20 protein-coding genes are annotated in these 17,532 nt (G+C 33.7%); all 20 read left to right on the top strand.

Features of this window, described 5'->3' with window-relative positions:
- Positions 1–154 precede the first annotated feature (154 nt).
- The 20 genes from M4L39_RS14015 (at position 155) to M4L39_RS13920 (ending at position 17,446) form a co-directional block, all read left to right on the top strand.
- Positions 155–1,498: a lysine decarboxylase gene (locus tag M4L39_RS14015; protein ID WP_277582541.1), complete on the top strand. Its 1,344-nt coding sequence runs from the start codon at positions 155–157 to the stop codon at positions 1,496–1,498.
- 1 nt (position 1,499) lies between these two features.
- Positions 1,500–2,117, top strand: a complete 618-nt coding sequence (gene tmk, locus M4L39_RS14010) for a dTMP kinase (RefSeq protein ID WP_277582543.1) — start codon at positions 1,500–1,502, stop codon at positions 2,115–2,117.
- Between the two features lie 26 nt (positions 2,118–2,143).
- Complete coding sequence (locus tag M4L39_RS14005; protein WP_277582540.1) at positions 2,144–2,473, top strand: cyclic-di-AMP receptor; 330 nt, start codon at positions 2,144–2,146, stop codon at positions 2,471–2,473.
- 135 nt (positions 2,474–2,608) lie between these two features.
- Positions 2,609–3,535: a DNA polymerase III subunit delta' C-terminal domain-containing protein gene (locus M4L39_RS14000; protein ID WP_277582539.1), complete on the top strand. Its 927-nt coding sequence runs from the start codon at positions 2,609–2,611 to the stop codon at positions 3,533–3,535.
- Between the two features lie 2 nt (positions 3,536–3,537).
- Positions 3,538–4,341 (top strand): PSP1 domain-containing protein, encoded by an 804-nt coding sequence (locus M4L39_RS13995; protein ID WP_277582538.1) that lies wholly within the window; start codon positions 3,538–3,540, stop codon positions 4,339–4,341.
- Positions 4,342–4,356: 15 nt separating this feature from the next.
- The gene (gene yabA, locus M4L39_RS13990) at positions 4,357–4,698 is read left to right on the top strand and encodes a DNA replication initiation control protein YabA (protein ID WP_277582537.1); all 342 of its coding nucleotides are present in this window, start codon (positions 4,357–4,359) and stop codon (positions 4,696–4,698) included.
- A gap of 120 nt (positions 4,699–4,818) precedes the next feature.
- Complete coding sequence (locus M4L39_RS13985; RefSeq protein ID WP_277582542.1) at positions 4,819–5,544, top strand: tRNA1(Val) (adenine(37)-N6)-methyltransferase; 726 nt, start codon at positions 4,819–4,821, stop codon at positions 5,542–5,544.
- A complete protein-coding gene (locus M4L39_RS13980) occupies positions 5,537–5,785 on the top strand; it encodes a GIY-YIG nuclease family protein (RefSeq protein WP_002508731.1) in 249 nt (82 codons plus the stop codon). The genes M4L39_RS13985 and M4L39_RS13980 overlap by 8 nt, the downstream gene beginning before the upstream one ends.
- Before the next feature lie 3 nt (positions 5,786–5,788).
- Positions 5,789–6,631: a 16S rRNA (cytidine(1402)-2'-O)-methyltransferase gene (gene rsmI, locus M4L39_RS13975; protein WP_277582536.1), complete on the top strand. Its 843-nt coding sequence runs from the start codon at positions 5,789–5,791 to the stop codon at positions 6,629–6,631.
- Between the two features lie 327 nt (positions 6,632–6,958).
- Positions 6,959–8,944, top strand: coding sequence for a methionine--tRNA ligase (gene metG, locus M4L39_RS13970; protein ID WP_277582535.1), 1,986 nt, complete (start codon positions 6,959–6,961; stop codon positions 8,942–8,944).
- A 25-nt stretch (positions 8,945–8,969) separates the two neighbouring features.
- Complete coding sequence (locus tag M4L39_RS13965; protein WP_277582534.1) at positions 8,970–9,743, top strand: TatD family hydrolase; 774 nt, start codon at positions 8,970–8,972, stop codon at positions 9,741–9,743.
- Positions 9,744–9,880: 137 nt separating this feature from the next.
- On the top strand, positions 9,881–10,429 hold the full coding sequence (gene rnmV / locus M4L39_RS13960; RefSeq protein WP_277582533.1) for a ribonuclease M5: 549 nt from the start codon (positions 9,881–9,883) through the stop codon (positions 10,427–10,429).
- Between the two features lie 3 nt (positions 10,430–10,432).
- A complete protein-coding gene (gene rsmA, locus M4L39_RS13955; RefSeq protein WP_277582532.1) occupies positions 10,433–11,323 on the top strand; it encodes a 16S rRNA (adenine(1518)-N(6)/adenine(1519)-N(6))-dimethyltransferase RsmA in 891 nt (296 codons plus the stop codon).
- A 99-nt stretch (positions 11,324–11,422) separates the two neighbouring features.
- On the top strand, positions 11,423–11,686 hold the full coding sequence (veg, locus tag M4L39_RS13950) for a biofilm formation stimulator Veg (protein WP_002508737.1): 264 nt from the start codon (positions 11,423–11,425) through the stop codon (positions 11,684–11,686).
- 345 nt (positions 11,687–12,031) lie between these two features.
- A complete protein-coding gene (ispE, locus tag M4L39_RS13945; RefSeq protein ID WP_277582531.1) occupies positions 12,032–12,880 on the top strand; it encodes a 4-(cytidine 5'-diphospho)-2-C-methyl-D-erythritol kinase in 849 nt (282 codons plus the stop codon).
- 18 nt (positions 12,881–12,898) lie between these two features.
- On the top strand, positions 12,899–13,723 hold the full coding sequence (gene purR / locus M4L39_RS13940; protein ID WP_277582530.1) for a pur operon repressor: 825 nt from the start codon (positions 12,899–12,901) through the stop codon (positions 13,721–13,723).
- An 18-nt stretch (positions 13,724–13,741) separates the two neighbouring features.
- Positions 13,742–14,116: a RidA family protein gene (locus tag M4L39_RS13935; RefSeq protein WP_277582529.1), complete on the top strand. Its 375-nt coding sequence runs from the start codon at positions 13,742–13,744 to the stop codon at positions 14,114–14,116.
- A 65-nt stretch (positions 14,117–14,181) separates the two neighbouring features.
- Positions 14,182–14,490, top strand: coding sequence for a septation regulator SpoVG (gene spoVG, locus M4L39_RS13930; protein ID WP_002508741.1), 309 nt, complete (start codon positions 14,182–14,184; stop codon positions 14,488–14,490).
- A gap of 481 nt (positions 14,491–14,971) precedes the next feature.
- A complete protein-coding gene (gene glmU, locus M4L39_RS13925; protein ID WP_277582528.1) occupies positions 14,972–16,327 on the top strand; it encodes a bifunctional UDP-N-acetylglucosamine diphosphorylase/glucosamine-1-phosphate N-acetyltransferase GlmU in 1,356 nt (451 codons plus the stop codon).
- A 153-nt stretch (positions 16,328–16,480) separates the two neighbouring features.
- Complete coding sequence (locus tag M4L39_RS13920; RefSeq protein ID WP_002508743.1) at positions 16,481–17,446, top strand: ribose-phosphate diphosphokinase; 966 nt, start codon at positions 16,481–16,483, stop codon at positions 17,444–17,446.
- Positions 17,447–17,532 lie beyond the last annotated feature (86 nt).

Raw genomic sequence — 17,532 nt, 5'->3', positions numbered from 1 at the left:
TACTTGAGTATAGCTTTTTAAAAAGTAACTTTTTTATATGAGATACATTTGACCTTGGACACTTTTAAATTCTTAAACGAAATGGAGTATGTTATATGTTAAAATATAATGAATTATGAGAGTTGAAATTATTGCTTGAAAAGCGAGGATACATATGACATTACCATTAACTAATAAACTTAAGGATATACTAAATAGAAATTCGATTTCGATGCATGTACCTGGACATAAAAATATGACAATTGGTTATTTAGAACACCTGAATTTTAAAATGGATATGACTGAGATTACAGAATTAGATGATTTGCATCATCCTGAAGAAGTAATAGCACAAAGTATGGAAGGTATAGAGAAACATCCTGATTATGACGCGTATTATTTAATCAATGGGACTACATCTGGTATTTTATCAGTAATCCAAGGGTTTTCAGGGCAACATGGACATTATTCAATAGTACGAAATGCACATAAATCTGTATTCCATGCTTTAGATTTAACATCAGAACAGTGTCAATTATTGGAAATGACAATGAGCAAAAAAACGAACCAATATTTAGGTCCGAATTTAGATACATTTCTTTCTCAAATACAACAAACTAAATTAGCTGTACTTACATATCCTAATTATTATGGTGAATGCTTTGATGTATCTACTGCTATCAAATATCTAAAAGAACAGAATATACCTGTGTTAATAGATGAAGCACACGGCGCCCACTTTGATTTGGAAGGCTTTCCAAGTTCTACTTTAAATATGGGCGCGGATTACGTGGTGCAATCGTATCATAAATCGTTACCAGCGTTAACGATGAGTTCTATTATATTCATTCATAAGAATGCTCCACAACGGGAAAAAGTCATTAGATATTTATCATATTTTCAATCTTCTAGTCCTTCGTATCTATTAATGACTAGTTTGGAATTAGCACATCAATTTTATAAAGATTATAACAGTACTCTCTTTTTTAAAAAAAGAAGCCAATTAATTCAAGCGTTAAAAGAAATTGGAGCTGAAGTAGTTACGGTTGAAGATTCACTGAAATTGAATATACGCTGTAATGGTTATACTGGTTTTGAATTACAGAAGTATTTTGAAGCTAAAGATATTTATGTTGAACTTGCTGATGAACATCAGGTATTATTCGTTTTGCCTTTATGGCATGAGGGGGACGCGTATCCATTTGATTTATTAATAGAAAGAATACGACAGATTGAGTTGGAAGTGAGAGAGACGCAAACACTTGCTCAATCAGCGTTTAGAACTGAAGAAGGTACATACCAAGCGGGTGATATAGTTGATACAAAAAGTGTCACTATTAGCCATACTAAAAATAAAGTTTTAGCAACAAATATCGTCCCATATCCTCCTGGTATCCCTGTCATGTTTAAAGGAGAAAAAATTACAGAAAATATGATAAAATTAATGAATTATTGGTATGATAATAAGATAAGAGTAGAAGGAATTAAAAATTATAAAATAGAAATTAAGGATGAATAAAATGTCAGCTTTTATAACTTTTGAGGGCCCCGAAGGTTCAGGTAAAACTACAGTCATTCAACAAGTGGCAAAACGGTTAGAAACAGAGTATGATGTTGTACTCACTAGAGAGCCTGGTGGGGTTAAAACTGGAGAGCAAATACGTGAAGTATTGCTTGAAGGTGACGATATGGATGAGCGTACAGAAGCGCTGTTATTTGCGGCATCAAGACGTGAGCATCTTGTTGGTAAAGTCATACCCTCATTAGAAGAAGGTAAGTTAGTATTATGTGATCGTTATATAGATAGTTCATTAGCTTATCAAGGTTATGCACGGGGTATAGGAATAGAAGAAGTGAAATCTATTAATGAATTTGCAATCAATGGTTTATATCCAAATAGAACGATTTACCTTGATGTGAGTGTGGAGATAGGTCGTGATAGAATACTAAAAAATCAACGAAATCAAAATCGCTTAGATCAAGAAGATGTAATATTTCATGAAAAAGTAGTTGAAGGTTATAAGAAAATTATTCATAATGAGTCTAAACGTTTTATTGTGATTGACGCAAATCGAGGTATAGAAGAAGTAGTAAATACGACGTATGAATCTATCATCAAATACTTAGAAAAATTATGATATAATACTTGGAAGAGGTGTTTAGTATGAAAATGATTATAGCAATCGTACAAGATCAGGATAGTCAGGAACTGTCGGAAAAACTTGTTAAGCATAATTTTAGAGCAACAAAACTTGCAACCACTGGTGGATTTTTAAGGGCTGGTAATACTACGTTCTTATCTGGTGTTGAAGATGATCGCGTGGATGAGATGTTGAAAGTTATCAATGATACATGTGGTAACAGAGAGCAACTTGTATCACCTATTACACCGATGGGTGGCAGTGCAGATTCTTATATACCGTATCCGGTTGAAGTGGAAGTAGGAGGAGCAACGGTATTTGTAATGCCTGTTGAAACTTTCCATCAATTCTAAAATCATGGTTGCTTAATATAGTAGCCTCTCAAATTACGTTTAGCAAAAGTGATGTACCTATGGTGGTCTTTTGGAATGTTTTTTGTAGGGTGACTATATATAAGCAGCCTTTTTATATAAAGGAGTAACTTTATAATGGATGAACGAGAAAGACTGACAAAAGCCTATCAATCAAATAAACTATCACATGCTTATTTATTTGAGGGTGATGATGGTCAGACTATGCAACAAGTCGCTATTGATTTTACGAAACTTATTTTATGTGATCAAGACAATCAATGTCAGTTAAAGGTAGAAACATTTAATCATCCTGATTTTATGTATATATCCTCTGAAGAGACTACAATAAAGAAAGATCAAATAGAGCAATTATTGCATCATATGAATCAATTACCAATTGAAGGAGACTATAAAGTATATATTATTGAATCCTTTGAAAAGTTAACAATACAAGGTGAAAATAGCATTTTGAAATTTTTAGAGGAACCACCTGAAAATACCATCGCCATCTTATTAACTACGAAACCAGAGCAAATCTTAGACACAATACATTCGAGATGTCAGCATGTTTACTTTAAACCTATTAATAAAGCCAATTTTATAAATAGATTAGTAGACCGCGATGTTTCTCGTCCAGTAGCTGAATTATTAAGTACATATACCACGCAAATTGAAACGGCAATTTCACTTAACGAAGAAGCAGATTTAATGGCACTACGTAAAAGTATTATTAAATGGTGCCAATTACTTTTAACAAATCGACCTATGGCATTGATTGCTATTGTAGATTTATTGAAACAGGCAAAAAATAGAAGGTTACAAATACTCGCACTATCTGCAGTTAATGGTTTCTTTCAAGATGTTATGCATGCTAAAGTAGGGATGACTGATGATATGATATATCAAGATTTACAAGTCGATGTACAAGAATATACGAAAAAACTAACATATAATCAAATTATTTTGATGTATGATCAAATAACAGAAGCACATAAAAAGTTGAATCAAAATGTAAACCCAACTTTAGTGTTTGAGCAAATCGTAATAAAAGGGGTGAATTAATTATGCAAAATGTAGTAGGAATTGATTTTCAAAAATCAGGAAAAATGGAGTATTATTCGCCTCAACATTTTAATTTAACTGTAGGTGACTGGGTAGTAGTAGAGTCTAAAAGAGGTTTAGAAATGGGTCGCGTAAAATACGAACCTTTAAATGTTGCGGATCAAGATGTAACACTACCATTAAAAGAAATCGTACGTATGGCTACTGAAGAAGACTTAGTCAGATATGAACAAAATGAGCAAGCTGCAAAAGAAGCTTTGGATTTGTGTAAAGATACAATTCAACAACAACAATTAGAAATGCGTTTGGTTAACTGCGAATTCACATTAGATAAATCAAAAGTCATATTTAATTTCACTTCAGATGAGCGAGTTGATTTTAGAAAACTAGTGAAAGTCTTAGCACAGAAGTTAAAAACACGTATTGAACTAAGACAGATTGGCGTTAGAGACGAAGCGAAATTATTGGGTGGCATTGGACCATGTGGACGTTCTTTATGTTGTTCAACATTTTTAGGTGATTTTGAACCAGTATCTATAAAAATGGCTAAGGATCAGAATTTATCTTTAAATCCAACTAAAATTTCGGGAGCTTGTGGACGTTTGATGTGTTGTCTCAAGTATGAAAATGATTATTATGAGGAAGCACGTGCACAATTACCTGATGTTGGTGATCCGATTGAAACACCAGAAGGTAATGGTAAAGTGATAGGGCTAAATATTTTAGACGTTTCTATGCAAATTAAAGTGGAAGGCCTAGAGCAACCACTAGAATATAAAATGGAAGAATTAGAAACATTTAATTAGGAGGCCGTTACAACATTGAACCGAAGCGAGATATTTGAAAAGTTAGCACATTTAGAAGAAAATATTAATCAAATCAATGGTGATATGGTTAATTTGAAAAATCTTACTGTCGAACTCATAGAGGAAAATGTAGCCTTACAAATAGAGAATGAAAATCTAAAAACTTTAATAGATAAAGAAGAAAAACCAAGAAAAATAGAAAGTGGTCATAAAGCACCATACAAGCGACCACTTCGTAGTAAAGATAATTTAGCGATGCTTTATAAAGAGGGTTTTCATATTTGTAATGGTGAGTTATTCGGAAAACATAGAAAAGGCGACGACTGTTTATTTTGTTTAGAAGTGCTGAGTGAATAATTAAAGAACGAAATTGCCTATAAAACAATATGGATGAAATGTGATTGAGGATGAGATGTAGCGATAGGCTTGGTTATTAAGCATCGCAGTCTCGTCCTTTTTTTGGAGGATATAATGAATATGCATATGGAAAATGAAAGGTTAGACTATTTAATTAAAGAAAAACTAGAAATTATTCAAAATGATGATGTATTTTCCTTTTCAACAGATGCTTTACTACTTGCACATTTCACAAAAGTAAAAAAACAGGATACAATCATGGATTTGTGTTCTGGTAATGGTGTGATAGCATTATTACTTTCTGATAAAGGACAGCAAGCTATAGATGGAATTGAAATACAGCAACAACTCGTAGATATGGCACAACGCAGTATTGCATATAACGGTTTAGAAAGTAGAATTCAGATGCATCATCTGGATTTGAAAGAGGCACACAAACAGTTTAGTCCAGCGAAATATAGTCTTATTACTTGTAACCCACCGTACTTTAAAGAGAATCAAGCGTTCCAACATCAGAAAGAAGCACATAAGATAGCACGACATGAAATTATGTGTACATTAGAGGATTGCTGTTTTGCAGCAAGACATTTACTGAAACAGGGCGGGCGCTTTGTAATGGTACATCGAGCGGAACGTCTAATGGATGTCTTAAGCTATATGAGAGATTACCAAATTGAACCTAAGAAACTTTATTTCATTTATAGTAAGCAAGGTAAAGTTGCTCAAACAATTGTTGTTGAAGGTAGAAAAGGTGGTAATCAAGGACTAGATATTCAAACACCATTTTACATATATAATAGTGATGGAACCTACACTAAAGAAATGAGCGAAATATATTATGGATAAACATTATATATACATTGTTAAGTGTAAAGATGGCAGTTTATATACTGGTTATGCAAAAGATATAGAAAAAAGAGTAGAAAAGCATAATAAGGGACAAGGTGCCAAATATACTAAAATAAGACGTCCAGTAGAGTTAGTTTATCAAGAAATGTTTGATACGAAATCAGAAGCTTTAAAACGAGAATATGAAATAAAAACGTATTCTAGGCAACAAAAATTAGTATTAATAAGCGAGGGATAGCTAATGGCGACATTATATTTAGTAGGAACACCCATAGGGAATTTAGCAGATATTACATATAGAGCTGTAGACATTTTAAGATCAGTGGATTTGATTGCTTGTGAAGATACAAGAGTAACTAAAAAGTTATGTGCACATTATGATATTCAAGCACCTCTGAAATCCTATCATGATCACAATAAGGAACAACAAACGGATTACCTAATAGAACAACTACAGCAAGATGTTAGCATAGCACTTGTGTCGGATGCAGGCTTGCCATTGATTAGCGATCCCGGATATGAGCTTGTAGTTGCAGCGAGAGCAAATGAAATTAGAGTGGAAACTGTACCAGGACCTAATGCTGGATTGACCGCACTGATGGCAAGTGGGCTACCATCATTTACTTATACATTTTTAGGCTTTTTGCCACGAAAAGAAAAACAAAAATTAGATATTTTAGAGAAACGTATGTTTGAAGATAGCACTCTGATTATTTATGAATCCCCACATCGTGTGAAAGAGACGTTAAAAACAATTCAAAAAGTAGATGAAACTAGAAAAGTTTCACTGGGTAGAGAATTAACTAAAAAGTTTGAGCAAATTGTCACAGGAGAAGTTGGAGAATTGCTAAACCAGCTTAATGAAAATCGTATCCCAACTAAAGGTGAATTTGTCGTAGTCATTGAAGGTGCTATCGCTGAAGAAGATACATCATGGTTTGAAGATATGTCGATACAAGCACATGTGAATTATTATATAAATGAAAATATGAAGCCTAAAGCTGCAATTAAACAAGTTGCTGAAATGCGTCATATGAAGACTGGTGAAGTTTATGATATTTATCATGAGGTTTCCAATAATTAAGCAAAGTCGAATTGATTATTCTTAGGATAAAGTTTCGAAGATAAAGGGAAGAACTTTTGTAGGATAAAATCATGTTTAATAAAGAAAAATGAGTTGAAAAACTCCCATAACACGCGTGATTTATGGTAATGTAGACAAGATAGAGATTATTAATCATATTAAAATTTTAGCAGAATTAAGTCATGAAAAGTTCGATATGAATAGTAATCTATCCATATCATTTTAAAAATGGTTAAATTAGAAAATGAAATAAAAACATATATCTGTTTTATTGATGAAAAATGAATTTAGATATATTTAAAGCGTAGGAAACGAGGAGGAACATTGATGGCGAAAGAAACATTTTATATCACTACACCAATATATTATCCAAGTGGGAATTTACATATCGGTCATGCATATACAACAACAGCTGGTGATGTAATCGCACGTTATAAAAGAATGCAAGGCTATGATGTTCGTTATTTAACAGGGACGGATGAACATGGTCAAAAAATACAAGAAAAAGCACAAAAAGCTGGGAAATCTGAATTAGAATATTTGGATGAAATGATTGCTGGTATTAAAGACTTATGGAATAAATTAGAAATCTCAAACGATGATTTTATTCGTACAACAGAAGCGCGACATAAAGAAGTCGTAGAACAAATATTTGAACGTTTATTAGCGCAAGAAGATATTTATCTTGGTGAATATGAGGGTTGGTATTCTGTACCAGATGAAACATATTATACCGAGACGCAGTTAGTGGATCCAATATTTGAAAATGGTGAAATCGTTGGCGGTAAAAGTCCAGACTCAGGTCACGAAGTAGAATTAGTTAAAGAGGAAAGTTATTTCTTTAATTTATCTAAATATACAGATCGTTTATTAGAATTTTACGATGAAAATCCTGATTTTATTCAACCACCTTCACGTAAAAATGAAATGATTAACAATTTCATCAAACCAGGGTTAGAAGATTTGGCAGTTTCACGTACATCATTCGATTGGGGCATCCACGTGAAATCAAATCCTAAACACGTCGTTTACGTCTGGATTGATGCGCTTGTGAACTATATTTCTTCATTAGGCTACTTATCAGATGATGATAGCTTATTCAAAAAATATTGGCCAGCAGATATTCATATCATGGCGAAGGAAATTGTGCGTTTCCACTCAATTATCTGGCCGATCTTGTTGATGGCATTAGATGTACCACTTCCTAAGAAAGTCTTTGCTCATGGCTGGATTCTTATGAAAGATGGCAAAATGAGTAAATCTAAAGGTAATGTAGTCGATCCTAATGTACTTATAGATCGTTATGGTCTAGATGCTACGCGTTATTATTTAATGCGCGAATTACCATTTGGTTCTGATGGCGTCTTTACGCCAGAAGGATTCGTTGAACGTACAAATTATGATTTAGCGAATGACTTAGGTAATTTAGTTAATCGTACAATTTCTATGGTTAATAAATACTTTGGTGGTGAATTACCAGCATATCAAGGTCCAAAACATGAGTTGGATGAAGATATGGAACAAATGGCGATAGACACAGTGAAGACCTTCCATGAGAATATGGACGATTTACAATTCTCAGTAGCACTGTCAACGGTGTGGAAATTAATCAGCCGTACTAATAAATATATTGACGAAACATCACCGTGGGTATTAGCTAAAGATGAGAGTCAAAAAGACATGCTAAGTAACGTAATGGCTCATTTAGTAGAAAACATTCGTATTGTAGCAGTGTTATTAAGACCATTTCTTACACATGCGCCAAAACAAATTTTTGAGCAGTTGAATATTAAGTCAACTGAATTATATGAATTTGATAGTGTGAAACAGTATGGTGCCTTAACTTCACCAATTGTTGTTATTGATAAACCACAACCTATCTTCCCACGTTTAGATAGTGATGTTGAAATCGATTATATTAAACAATCTATGCAGCCAGAAAAAACGGCAGAAGTTTCAGAAGAAACCGAAGAAGAAGTACCTAGTAAGCCCCAAATTGACATCAAAGACTTTGATAAAGTAGAAATTAAAGCTGCTACGATTATGGATGCTGAACAAGTTAAAAAATCTGATAAATTATTGAAAATCCAAGTCGATTTAGATAGTGAACAACGTCAAATCGTTTCAGGCATTGCAAAATACTATCAACCAGAAGATATTATAGGTAAAAAAGTAGCAGTTGTAACAAACTTAAAACCTGCCAAATTAATGGGTAGAAAATCTGAAGGTATGATTTTATCTGCTGAAAAAGATGGCGTACTGACGCTTGTAAGTTTACCAAATGCAATTCCAAATGGTGCAATAATTAAGTAATCACAAATTAAGGGAGCGGTATAACATGCTTATCGATACACATGTTCATTTAAATGCAGAACAATATGATGAAGATTTAGAAGCGGTCATTGAACGTGCGAGAGACAACGGTGTAGATCGAATGTTTGTTGTTGGATTTGATACACCAACAGTCGAACGTACGATGGAACTGATTGACCAATACGAATTTATCTATGGCATTATTGGATGGCACCCTGTAGATGCGGTTGATTGTACAGAGGAACGATTAGAATGGATAGAAAAACTTGCAGAACATCCTAAAGTGATCGGTATAGGTGAAACGGGATTAGATTATCATTGGGATAAGTCGCCTAAAGATGTGCAACAAGCATTATTTAGAAAACAAATCGCATTGGCAAAACGCGTCAATTTACCAATTATTATTCACAATAGGGAAGCAACGCAAGATTGTATAGATATTCTAAAAGAGGAGCATGCTGAAGAAATTGGCGGTATTATGCACAGTTTCAGCGCTTCTCCTGAAATTGCAGATGATGTAATTAACAAATTGAATTTCTATGTATCTTTAGGTGGTCCAGTTACTTTTAAAAATGCGAAACAACCTAAAGAAGTAGCAAAACATGTTCCATTTGATCGATTATTAGTTGAAACGGATGCACCATTCTTATCTCCACATCCTTATAGAGGCAAAAGAAATGAACCTGTCCGTGTGACATTGGTTGCAGAACAAATTGCTGAATTACGTGGTGTAAGTTATGAGGAAGTTTGCAAGCAAACAACTGAAAATGCAGAACGATTGTTTAAATTAAAAGCATAGGCACATTACAAAAAGGTATCGGTCTGAAATAGGGCTTAGTTTGCAGAGTAAATGCTAAGTAGTAACCATTATTTACGACGATACCTTTTTTATTTTTATCTAAAATCGAATTAAAGTGATGAAAGGTGTAACAATAAATGAAGATTAACGAATTTATTGTAGTAGAAGGTAGAGACGATACGGAACGTGTTAAAAGAGCAGTAGAATGTGATACGATTGAAACAAATGGGAGTGCGATTAACGAACAAACTTTAAGTGTTATAGCACAAGCATTTGAAACTAGAGGTGTAATTGTATTAACAGACCCTGATTTCCCGGGTGATAAAATACGTAATACAATTCAAAAACATATACCAGGCGTAAAACACGCATATATCGACAGAGAAAAAGCTAAAAGTAAACGAGGCAAAATCGGTGTGGAACATGCACAACTTGCAGATATTAAAGATGCCTTGATGAATGTGAGTACACCATTCGAAGAAGGATATGAAACAATCAGTAAATCAGTTTTAATTGATTTAGGATTAATAATTGGCAAAGATGCACGCAAAAAAAGAGAAATACTTGGGCGTGAGCTACATATAGGACATTCTAATGGCAAACAATTAATAAATAAGCTCAATGCGTTTGGCTATACTGAAGAAGATGTTAGAAATGCATTAAGTGATGATGAAGGAAGTGAATGATAAGTGGATATTAAAGATGTTGCTACACCATCCCGTACAAAAGCATTGCTCAATCAATATGGTTTTAATTTTAAAAAGAGTTTAGGCCAAAACTTCTTAATTGACGTTAACATCATACAAAAAATTATCGATGCTAGTGATATAGGTAAAAATACAGGTATTATAGAAATAGGGCCTGGTATGGGTTCACTCACAGAGCAATTAGCTAAAAATGCGAAGAAAGTTGTTGCGTTTGAAATTGATCAACGTTTGATACCAGTGTTGAAAGATACAATGGGGCCATATGATAACGTGGAAATTATAAATGAAGATATATTAAAAGCTGATATTGCGCATTATGTCACAGAGCATTTAGCAGATTGTGACAATATCATGGTGGTTGCTAACTTGCCATATTATATTACAACTCCGATATTATTAAATTTAATGCAACAAAGCTTACCTATCGACGGGTACGTGGTTATGATGCAGAAAGAAGTTGGTGAAAGATTGAATGCACAAGTTGGTACAAAAGCTTATGGATCACTTTCAATTGTTACCCAATACTATACTGAAACAAGTAAAGTGTTAACAGTGCCGAAGACTGTCTTCTTACCACCACCAAATGTAGATTCAATTGTTGTAAAATTGATGAAGCGTCAGACGCCAGAAGTATATATAGATAACGAAGATAAATTTTTCAAAATGACAAAAGCTGCATTTAGCCAAAGACGAAAAACTATCAGCAACAACTATCAAAGTTTGTTTGTAGATGGTAAAGTAAACAAAGAAATTATTAAAAAATGGTTAGAAACAAGTGGCATAGATCCAAGAAGACGTGGAGAAACGCTTACAATAAAAGAATTTGCAAAATTATATAATGAATTGAAAAATTTCACAGAATTAGCATTTTAAATTATTGACAAGCTTGAGTTACATTGCTAAAATTGATGTTTTGTTTGACAAAAGCTCGCGATTTGTGTTATTATACAACTTGTAGCGAGGTGGAGCAATATGCCAAAATCTATTGGAGACATCAAAAATTCACTTGATTGTCAATTAGGAAACCGAATCGTACTTAAAGCGAATGGTGGTCGTAAGAAAACAATTGAGCGTAGTGGTGTGTTAAAAGAAACGTACCCTTCTGTTTTCATTGTCGAACTTGATCAAGAAATTTACAACTTTGAGCGTGTATCTTATACATACGCTGACGTTTTAACTGAAAACGTACAAGTTTCTTTTGAAGATGATAATCAGCAAGAAGCAATTGCACACTAAATAAAAGTGATATAAATAAAGTTTGTCTCTTAGGAGTCATACTTTTTAATTTAAACTTTAATATTAAGATCATTAAATGAAAAAGGTATGTTGGTGTAACTTCGCCAACATACCTTTTTCTGTGTCACAATTTATGGTGCAGGAAATGGATATAAGTTTAATAGAGACGTACTATATTGTAGAATAGTAAATTAAGAAATGATTTATTGTCCAATATAGTTAAATGTATATTTATAAAAATATTCATCAAAATATCGAAAATAAGTTTTTAAAAACAGACAATGCAACTATAACAATATGTTAAAATCATTTTATTACCATATCGAATTGGAAGAGGGTGGGAATATGATTTATGAAACAGCTCCGGCAAAGATTAATTTAACGCTGGATACACTCTTTAAACGAGATGATGGTTTTCATGAAGTTGAAATGATTATGACGACGATTGATTTAAATGATCGCTTGTCATTTGAACTGCGCAATGACAAAAAAATAGTTGTTGATGTAGAGCAAACTTACGTTCCCTCCAATAATAAAAACTTAGCGTATAAAGCTGCAGAATTAATGAAAAGAACTTATAATTTAAAGCAAGGTATTACAATTACTATAGATAAGAACATACCGGTGTCAGCAGGGCTTGCAGGAGGCTCTACTGACGCTGCAGCTACGATGAGAGGGATGAATCGCCTGTATGAGCTAAATAGACCGTTAAATGAGTTGTGTGAGCTTGGTATTGAGATAGGCACAGATATCCCTTTTTGTATTTTTGGTAAAACAGCATTATGCAGAGGTAAAGGTGAACGTATTACGTTTCTAAATAAACCTCCAGCAGCATGGGTTGTTGTGGCAAAACCAAATTTAGGTATATCTTCTCCGAGTATCTTCAAAAAGTTAGATTTAAATAAGTCACATCATGTTGATACGACAACTTGCAAATCAGCTTTAATTTCAGGGGATTATGAATTACTTTGCAAAAGTCTTTCCAACCGATTGGAACCTGTCTCAGGTAAGATGCATAGTGAGATTTTAAAAATCAAAGAAAATATGTTAGAAAATGGTGCAGATGGTGCTGTTATGAGTGGAAGCGGCCCGTCTGTTTATGCACTAACACAAAAGGAACGTCAGGCAAGACATGTTTACAATGCGGTCAATGGCTGTTGTAATGAAGTGTATATAGTAAGATTATTAGGCTAGTGAGAAGGGATGAGTTAAATGCGCTATAAAAGAAGTGAACGAATTGTCTATATGACACAATACTTGATGAATAACCCCAATAAATTGATACCATTAACTTATTTCGTACAAAAATTTAAACAAGCGAAATCATCTATAAGTGAAGATGTTCAAATTATTAAAACCACGTTCCAAAAAGAAAGGTTAGGGACAGTGATTACCACAGCTGGTGCTAGTGGCGGTGTAACGTATAAACCAGAAATGAGTAAAGATGAAGCGAGTGAAGTCATTGATGATGTTATTGCACAACTCCAAGAGAAGAATCGTTTGCTACCAGGAGGGTATTTATTCTTATCTGATTTAATGGGGGACCCGACGTTACTTAACCGTGTGGGAAAACTGATTGCTACACTTTATATGGATGAGGAATTAGATGCAATCGTTACGATTGCTACTAAAGGTATCTCTCTTGCCAATTCAGTAGCTAACGTATTGAATTTACCAGTAGTTGTTATCCGAAAAGATAACAAAGTGACTGAAGGATCTACGGTATCTATCAATTATGTGTCAGGATCTTCTCGTAAAATTGAAACAATGGTGCTATCTAAGAGAACATTACCAGAGAATTCTAATGTGCTTGTAGTAGATGATTTTATGCGCGCAGGTGGATCGATCAATGGTGTGATGAATTTGATGAACGAGTTTAAAGCACATGTGAAAGGGGTATCGGTACTAGTAGAATCAAAAGAAGTTAAACAAAGATTAATTGAAGATTATACTTCCTTAGTTAGATTATCTGATGTAGATGAATACAATCAGGAATTTAAAGTGGAGAAAGGCAACAGTTTAACTAAATTTTCTTAAAGGAGCGATTACGACATCATGAAGACGATTAATACAACCAAAGCACCGGAAGCATTAGGACCATACTCACATGCAACAGAAGTAAATGGTCTAGTATTCACATCTGGGCAAATCCCATTAAATTTAAATGGAGATATTGTTAGCGATGATGTAAAAGAACAGACGACACAAGTCTTAGAAAATTTAAAAGTTGTACTAGATCAAGCTGGATCAGACATGGATTCGGTTATAAAAGCTACTATTTTTATTGCTGATATGAATGAATTTCAAAATATAAATGAAGTTTACGGCAAATATTTTGATCATCATCAACCTGCGAGAAGCTGTGTTGAGGTAGCGAGGCTGCCTAAAGATGTTAAAGTAGAAATAGAAGTAATTGCAAAAGTGAAGTAAGGATTTATAATTTTTAATAAAATTGTTAAGCTTCTAACAAAGAGATACTATGGGGGGCTCACTACATGAAAGTGACAGATGTAAGACTTAGAAAAATACAAACAGACGGAAGAATGAAAGCGCTTGTTTCAATCACTTTAGATGAATCATTTGTGGTACATGATTTACGCGTTATTGAAGGCAACACAGGTCTATTCGTCGCAATGCCAAGTAAACGTACACCAGATGGTGAATTCCGAGATATCGCTCATCCGATTAATTCAGAAATGAGACAAGAAATACAGGATGCTGTGATGAAAGTATATGAAGAAACTGATGAGGTCATCCCTGATAAAAATGCTCAATCATCAGAAGATACTAATGAGGAAGCTTAATTTAATTATTTGAGATTATTATAATGAATTTAATATCGTTTTAAAGAAGATTGAATTTCTAAAACTGGGAGATTCAATCTTCTTTATTTATGTAAGCGTGACTAAAATATAAAATATTAAAATTATTTATAAAATGTAAAGGTGACAAAAATTATAATTTTGAAATTTAGAATAAATAACCTAAAGTTACATGTTTTTAGTTAACTATATTATTATGAATGAAACAATTACATAAAGAAGTAAGGGCGTATGTTTCATTCATAATAATATGTTGGAAATTATCAATAATAAGCAAAATCACTTCAGGAAATGAAACGGTTTTAAAAACCTAAATAGATGACAAATACATTGCACTTTATTTTTAACAATCGTAATAAAAAACGCTTTAATAAAAAACATTGACACTTTGAGCCTTGAAAGTGTGACTAGCGTTAAATTATAATAATAAAGAAGTGTATATTTTAATGGAGGGTTAACATACATGCAAAGACATGCAATAGTACTCGCAGCTGGTAAGGGTACACGTATGAAATCAAAGAAATACAAAGTACTACATGATGTCGCAGGCAAATCAATGATTGAACATGTCGTGGATAACGTTAAACAATCTGGCGTAGAACAACTTGTAACAATCGTTGGACATGGCGCAGAAAGCGTGAAGGAAACGTTAGGTGAGACGTCGCTTTATAGTTTTCAAGAAGAACAATTAGGTACTGCTCATGCCGTTAAGATGGCTAGTGAACATTTAGATGATAAACAAGGCACAACGTTAGTAGTTTGTGGAGATACACCATTAATTACAACAGAAACACTTAAATCTTTAATTGAACATCACGAAAATAACCAAGCACAAGCTACTGTATTAACAGCTACAGCGGTGAATCCATTTGGTTATGGCCGAATTATACGTGATGCAGACAATCAATTAGTTAAAATAGTTGAACAAAAAGATGCAACAGATACAGAACAACAAATTAATGAAATTAGTTCAGGTATTTTCGCATTTGATAATCAAATACTATTTGAGAAGTTAGAGTTGGTGAATAACAATAATGTACAGGGCGAATACTACTTACCTGATGTACTTTCATTAATTTTAGAAGATAAAGGCGCAGTTGGCATTTACCATACGAATGATTTTGAAGAAATTATGGGCGTAAATGATCGAGTGATGTTAAGTGAAGCGGAAAAGGCATATAGAAAACGCATCAACGAATTTCATATGAAAAATGGTGTAACAATTGTGGACCCATCAAATACTTATATCGGTGCAGATGTAATTATTGGAGAAGACACAATTATAGAACCAGGAGTTAAACTTGCAGGCCATAGTGAAATTGGAGAAGAGACAATAGTAGGTCAATATACAGAAATCACAAATAGTAAAATAGGTGATAATGTTACAATTAAACATTCAGTGATCAATGAAGCAATGGTTGATGATGATGCGATAATTGGTCCGTTTGCGCAACTTCGTCCAGGTACAGACCTAGGCAAAAAAGTGAAAGTAGGCAACTTTGTTGAAGTTAAGAAATCAGTCGTGAAAGCAGGAGCTAAATTACCTCATTTGAGTTATATTGGTGATGCAGAAATAGGCGAACGTGTAAATCTTGGCTGTGGTTCAATCACAGTAAACTATGATGGCATTAACAAATTCAAGACAATTATCGGTGATGATTCGTTTATAGGTTGCAATACTAATCTAGTAGCACCTATCACGTTAGGCGAGCGTTCTTTAATTGCTGCAGGCTCTACAATCACTGATAGTGTACCAGAAGACAGTTTAGCATTAGCGAGAGCGAGACAAACAACCAAAGAAGGTTATTTAAAGAAATAAAAGGTATATGTTTAGACATGCATGCTTGAACTGTTAAACTTAATGTAATTGAATAACTTGTTAACCACAAAATGCTTTATATTGATAAACAATGTAAGTTTGCGCTTGTCTTTAAATGAAAACTAATTGAATGAATTAATTGGAGGACTATAAATGTTAAACAATGAGTATAAGAATTCTGCTTTGAAAATATTTTCTTTAAAAGGTAATGAGCCTTTAGCCCAAGAAGTAGCAGATCATGTTGGAATAGAACTAGGAAAATGTTCAGTAAAACGTTTCAGCGATGGAGAAATTCAAATCAACATAGAGGAAAGTATTCGTGGTTGTGATGTATTTATTATTCAACCTACATCAAACCCTGTAAATTTACACTTGATGGAATTATTAATTATGGTTGATGCTTGTAGACGTGCATCAGCAGCTAATATCAATATAGTTGTTCCATATTATGGTTATGCCCGTCAAGATAGAAAAGCACGTAGTCGTGAACCAATTACTGCTAAACTTGTAGCAAACTTAATTGAAACTGCAGGCGCAGATCGTATGATTGCGTTAGATTTACATGCACCTCAAATCCAAGGTTTCTTCGATATGCCAATTGACCACTTAATGGGTGTGCCAATCTTAGCAGAATACTTCAAGAATGAATCAGGTATTGATCTTGAAGAGTGTGTTGTAGTCTCTCCAGACCACGGCGGCGTAACAAGAGCACGTAAACTTGCAGATATACTTAAATCACCGATTGCTATTATTGATAAACGTCGTCCAAAACCAAATGTTGCAGAAGTGATGAACATTGTTGGCGAAATAGAAGGGCGTACGGCTATTATTATTGACGATATCATTGATACAGCAGGAACAATCACATTGGCAGCTCAAGCACTAAAAGACAAAGGTGCAAAAGATGTATATGCTTGTTGTACACACCCTGTATTATCAGGTCCAGCTAAAGAACGCATTGAAAATTCAGCAATCAAAGAACTAATCGTAACAAATTCAATTCAATTAGATGAAACGCGTAAACCAAGCAATACGAAAGAGTTATCTGTAGCTGGTTTATTGGCACAAGCAATTATTCGTGTTTACGAACGCGAATCTGTTAGTGTGCTATTTGACTAATACATTATATAAATGTATAATGACTTCGTTCGTGAATTCACGAGCAAAATAAACGCTTGCAAGCAACATCATGTTGATGGGCAAGT

The sequence above is a fragment of the Staphylococcus equorum genome (assembly GCF_029531845.1).
Taxonomy (GTDB): domain Bacteria; phylum Bacillota; class Bacilli; order Staphylococcales; family Staphylococcaceae; genus Staphylococcus; species Staphylococcus equorum_C.
Note: the sequence above shows the minus strand (reverse complement) of the source record. Positions and strands in the feature narration are given on the sequence as shown.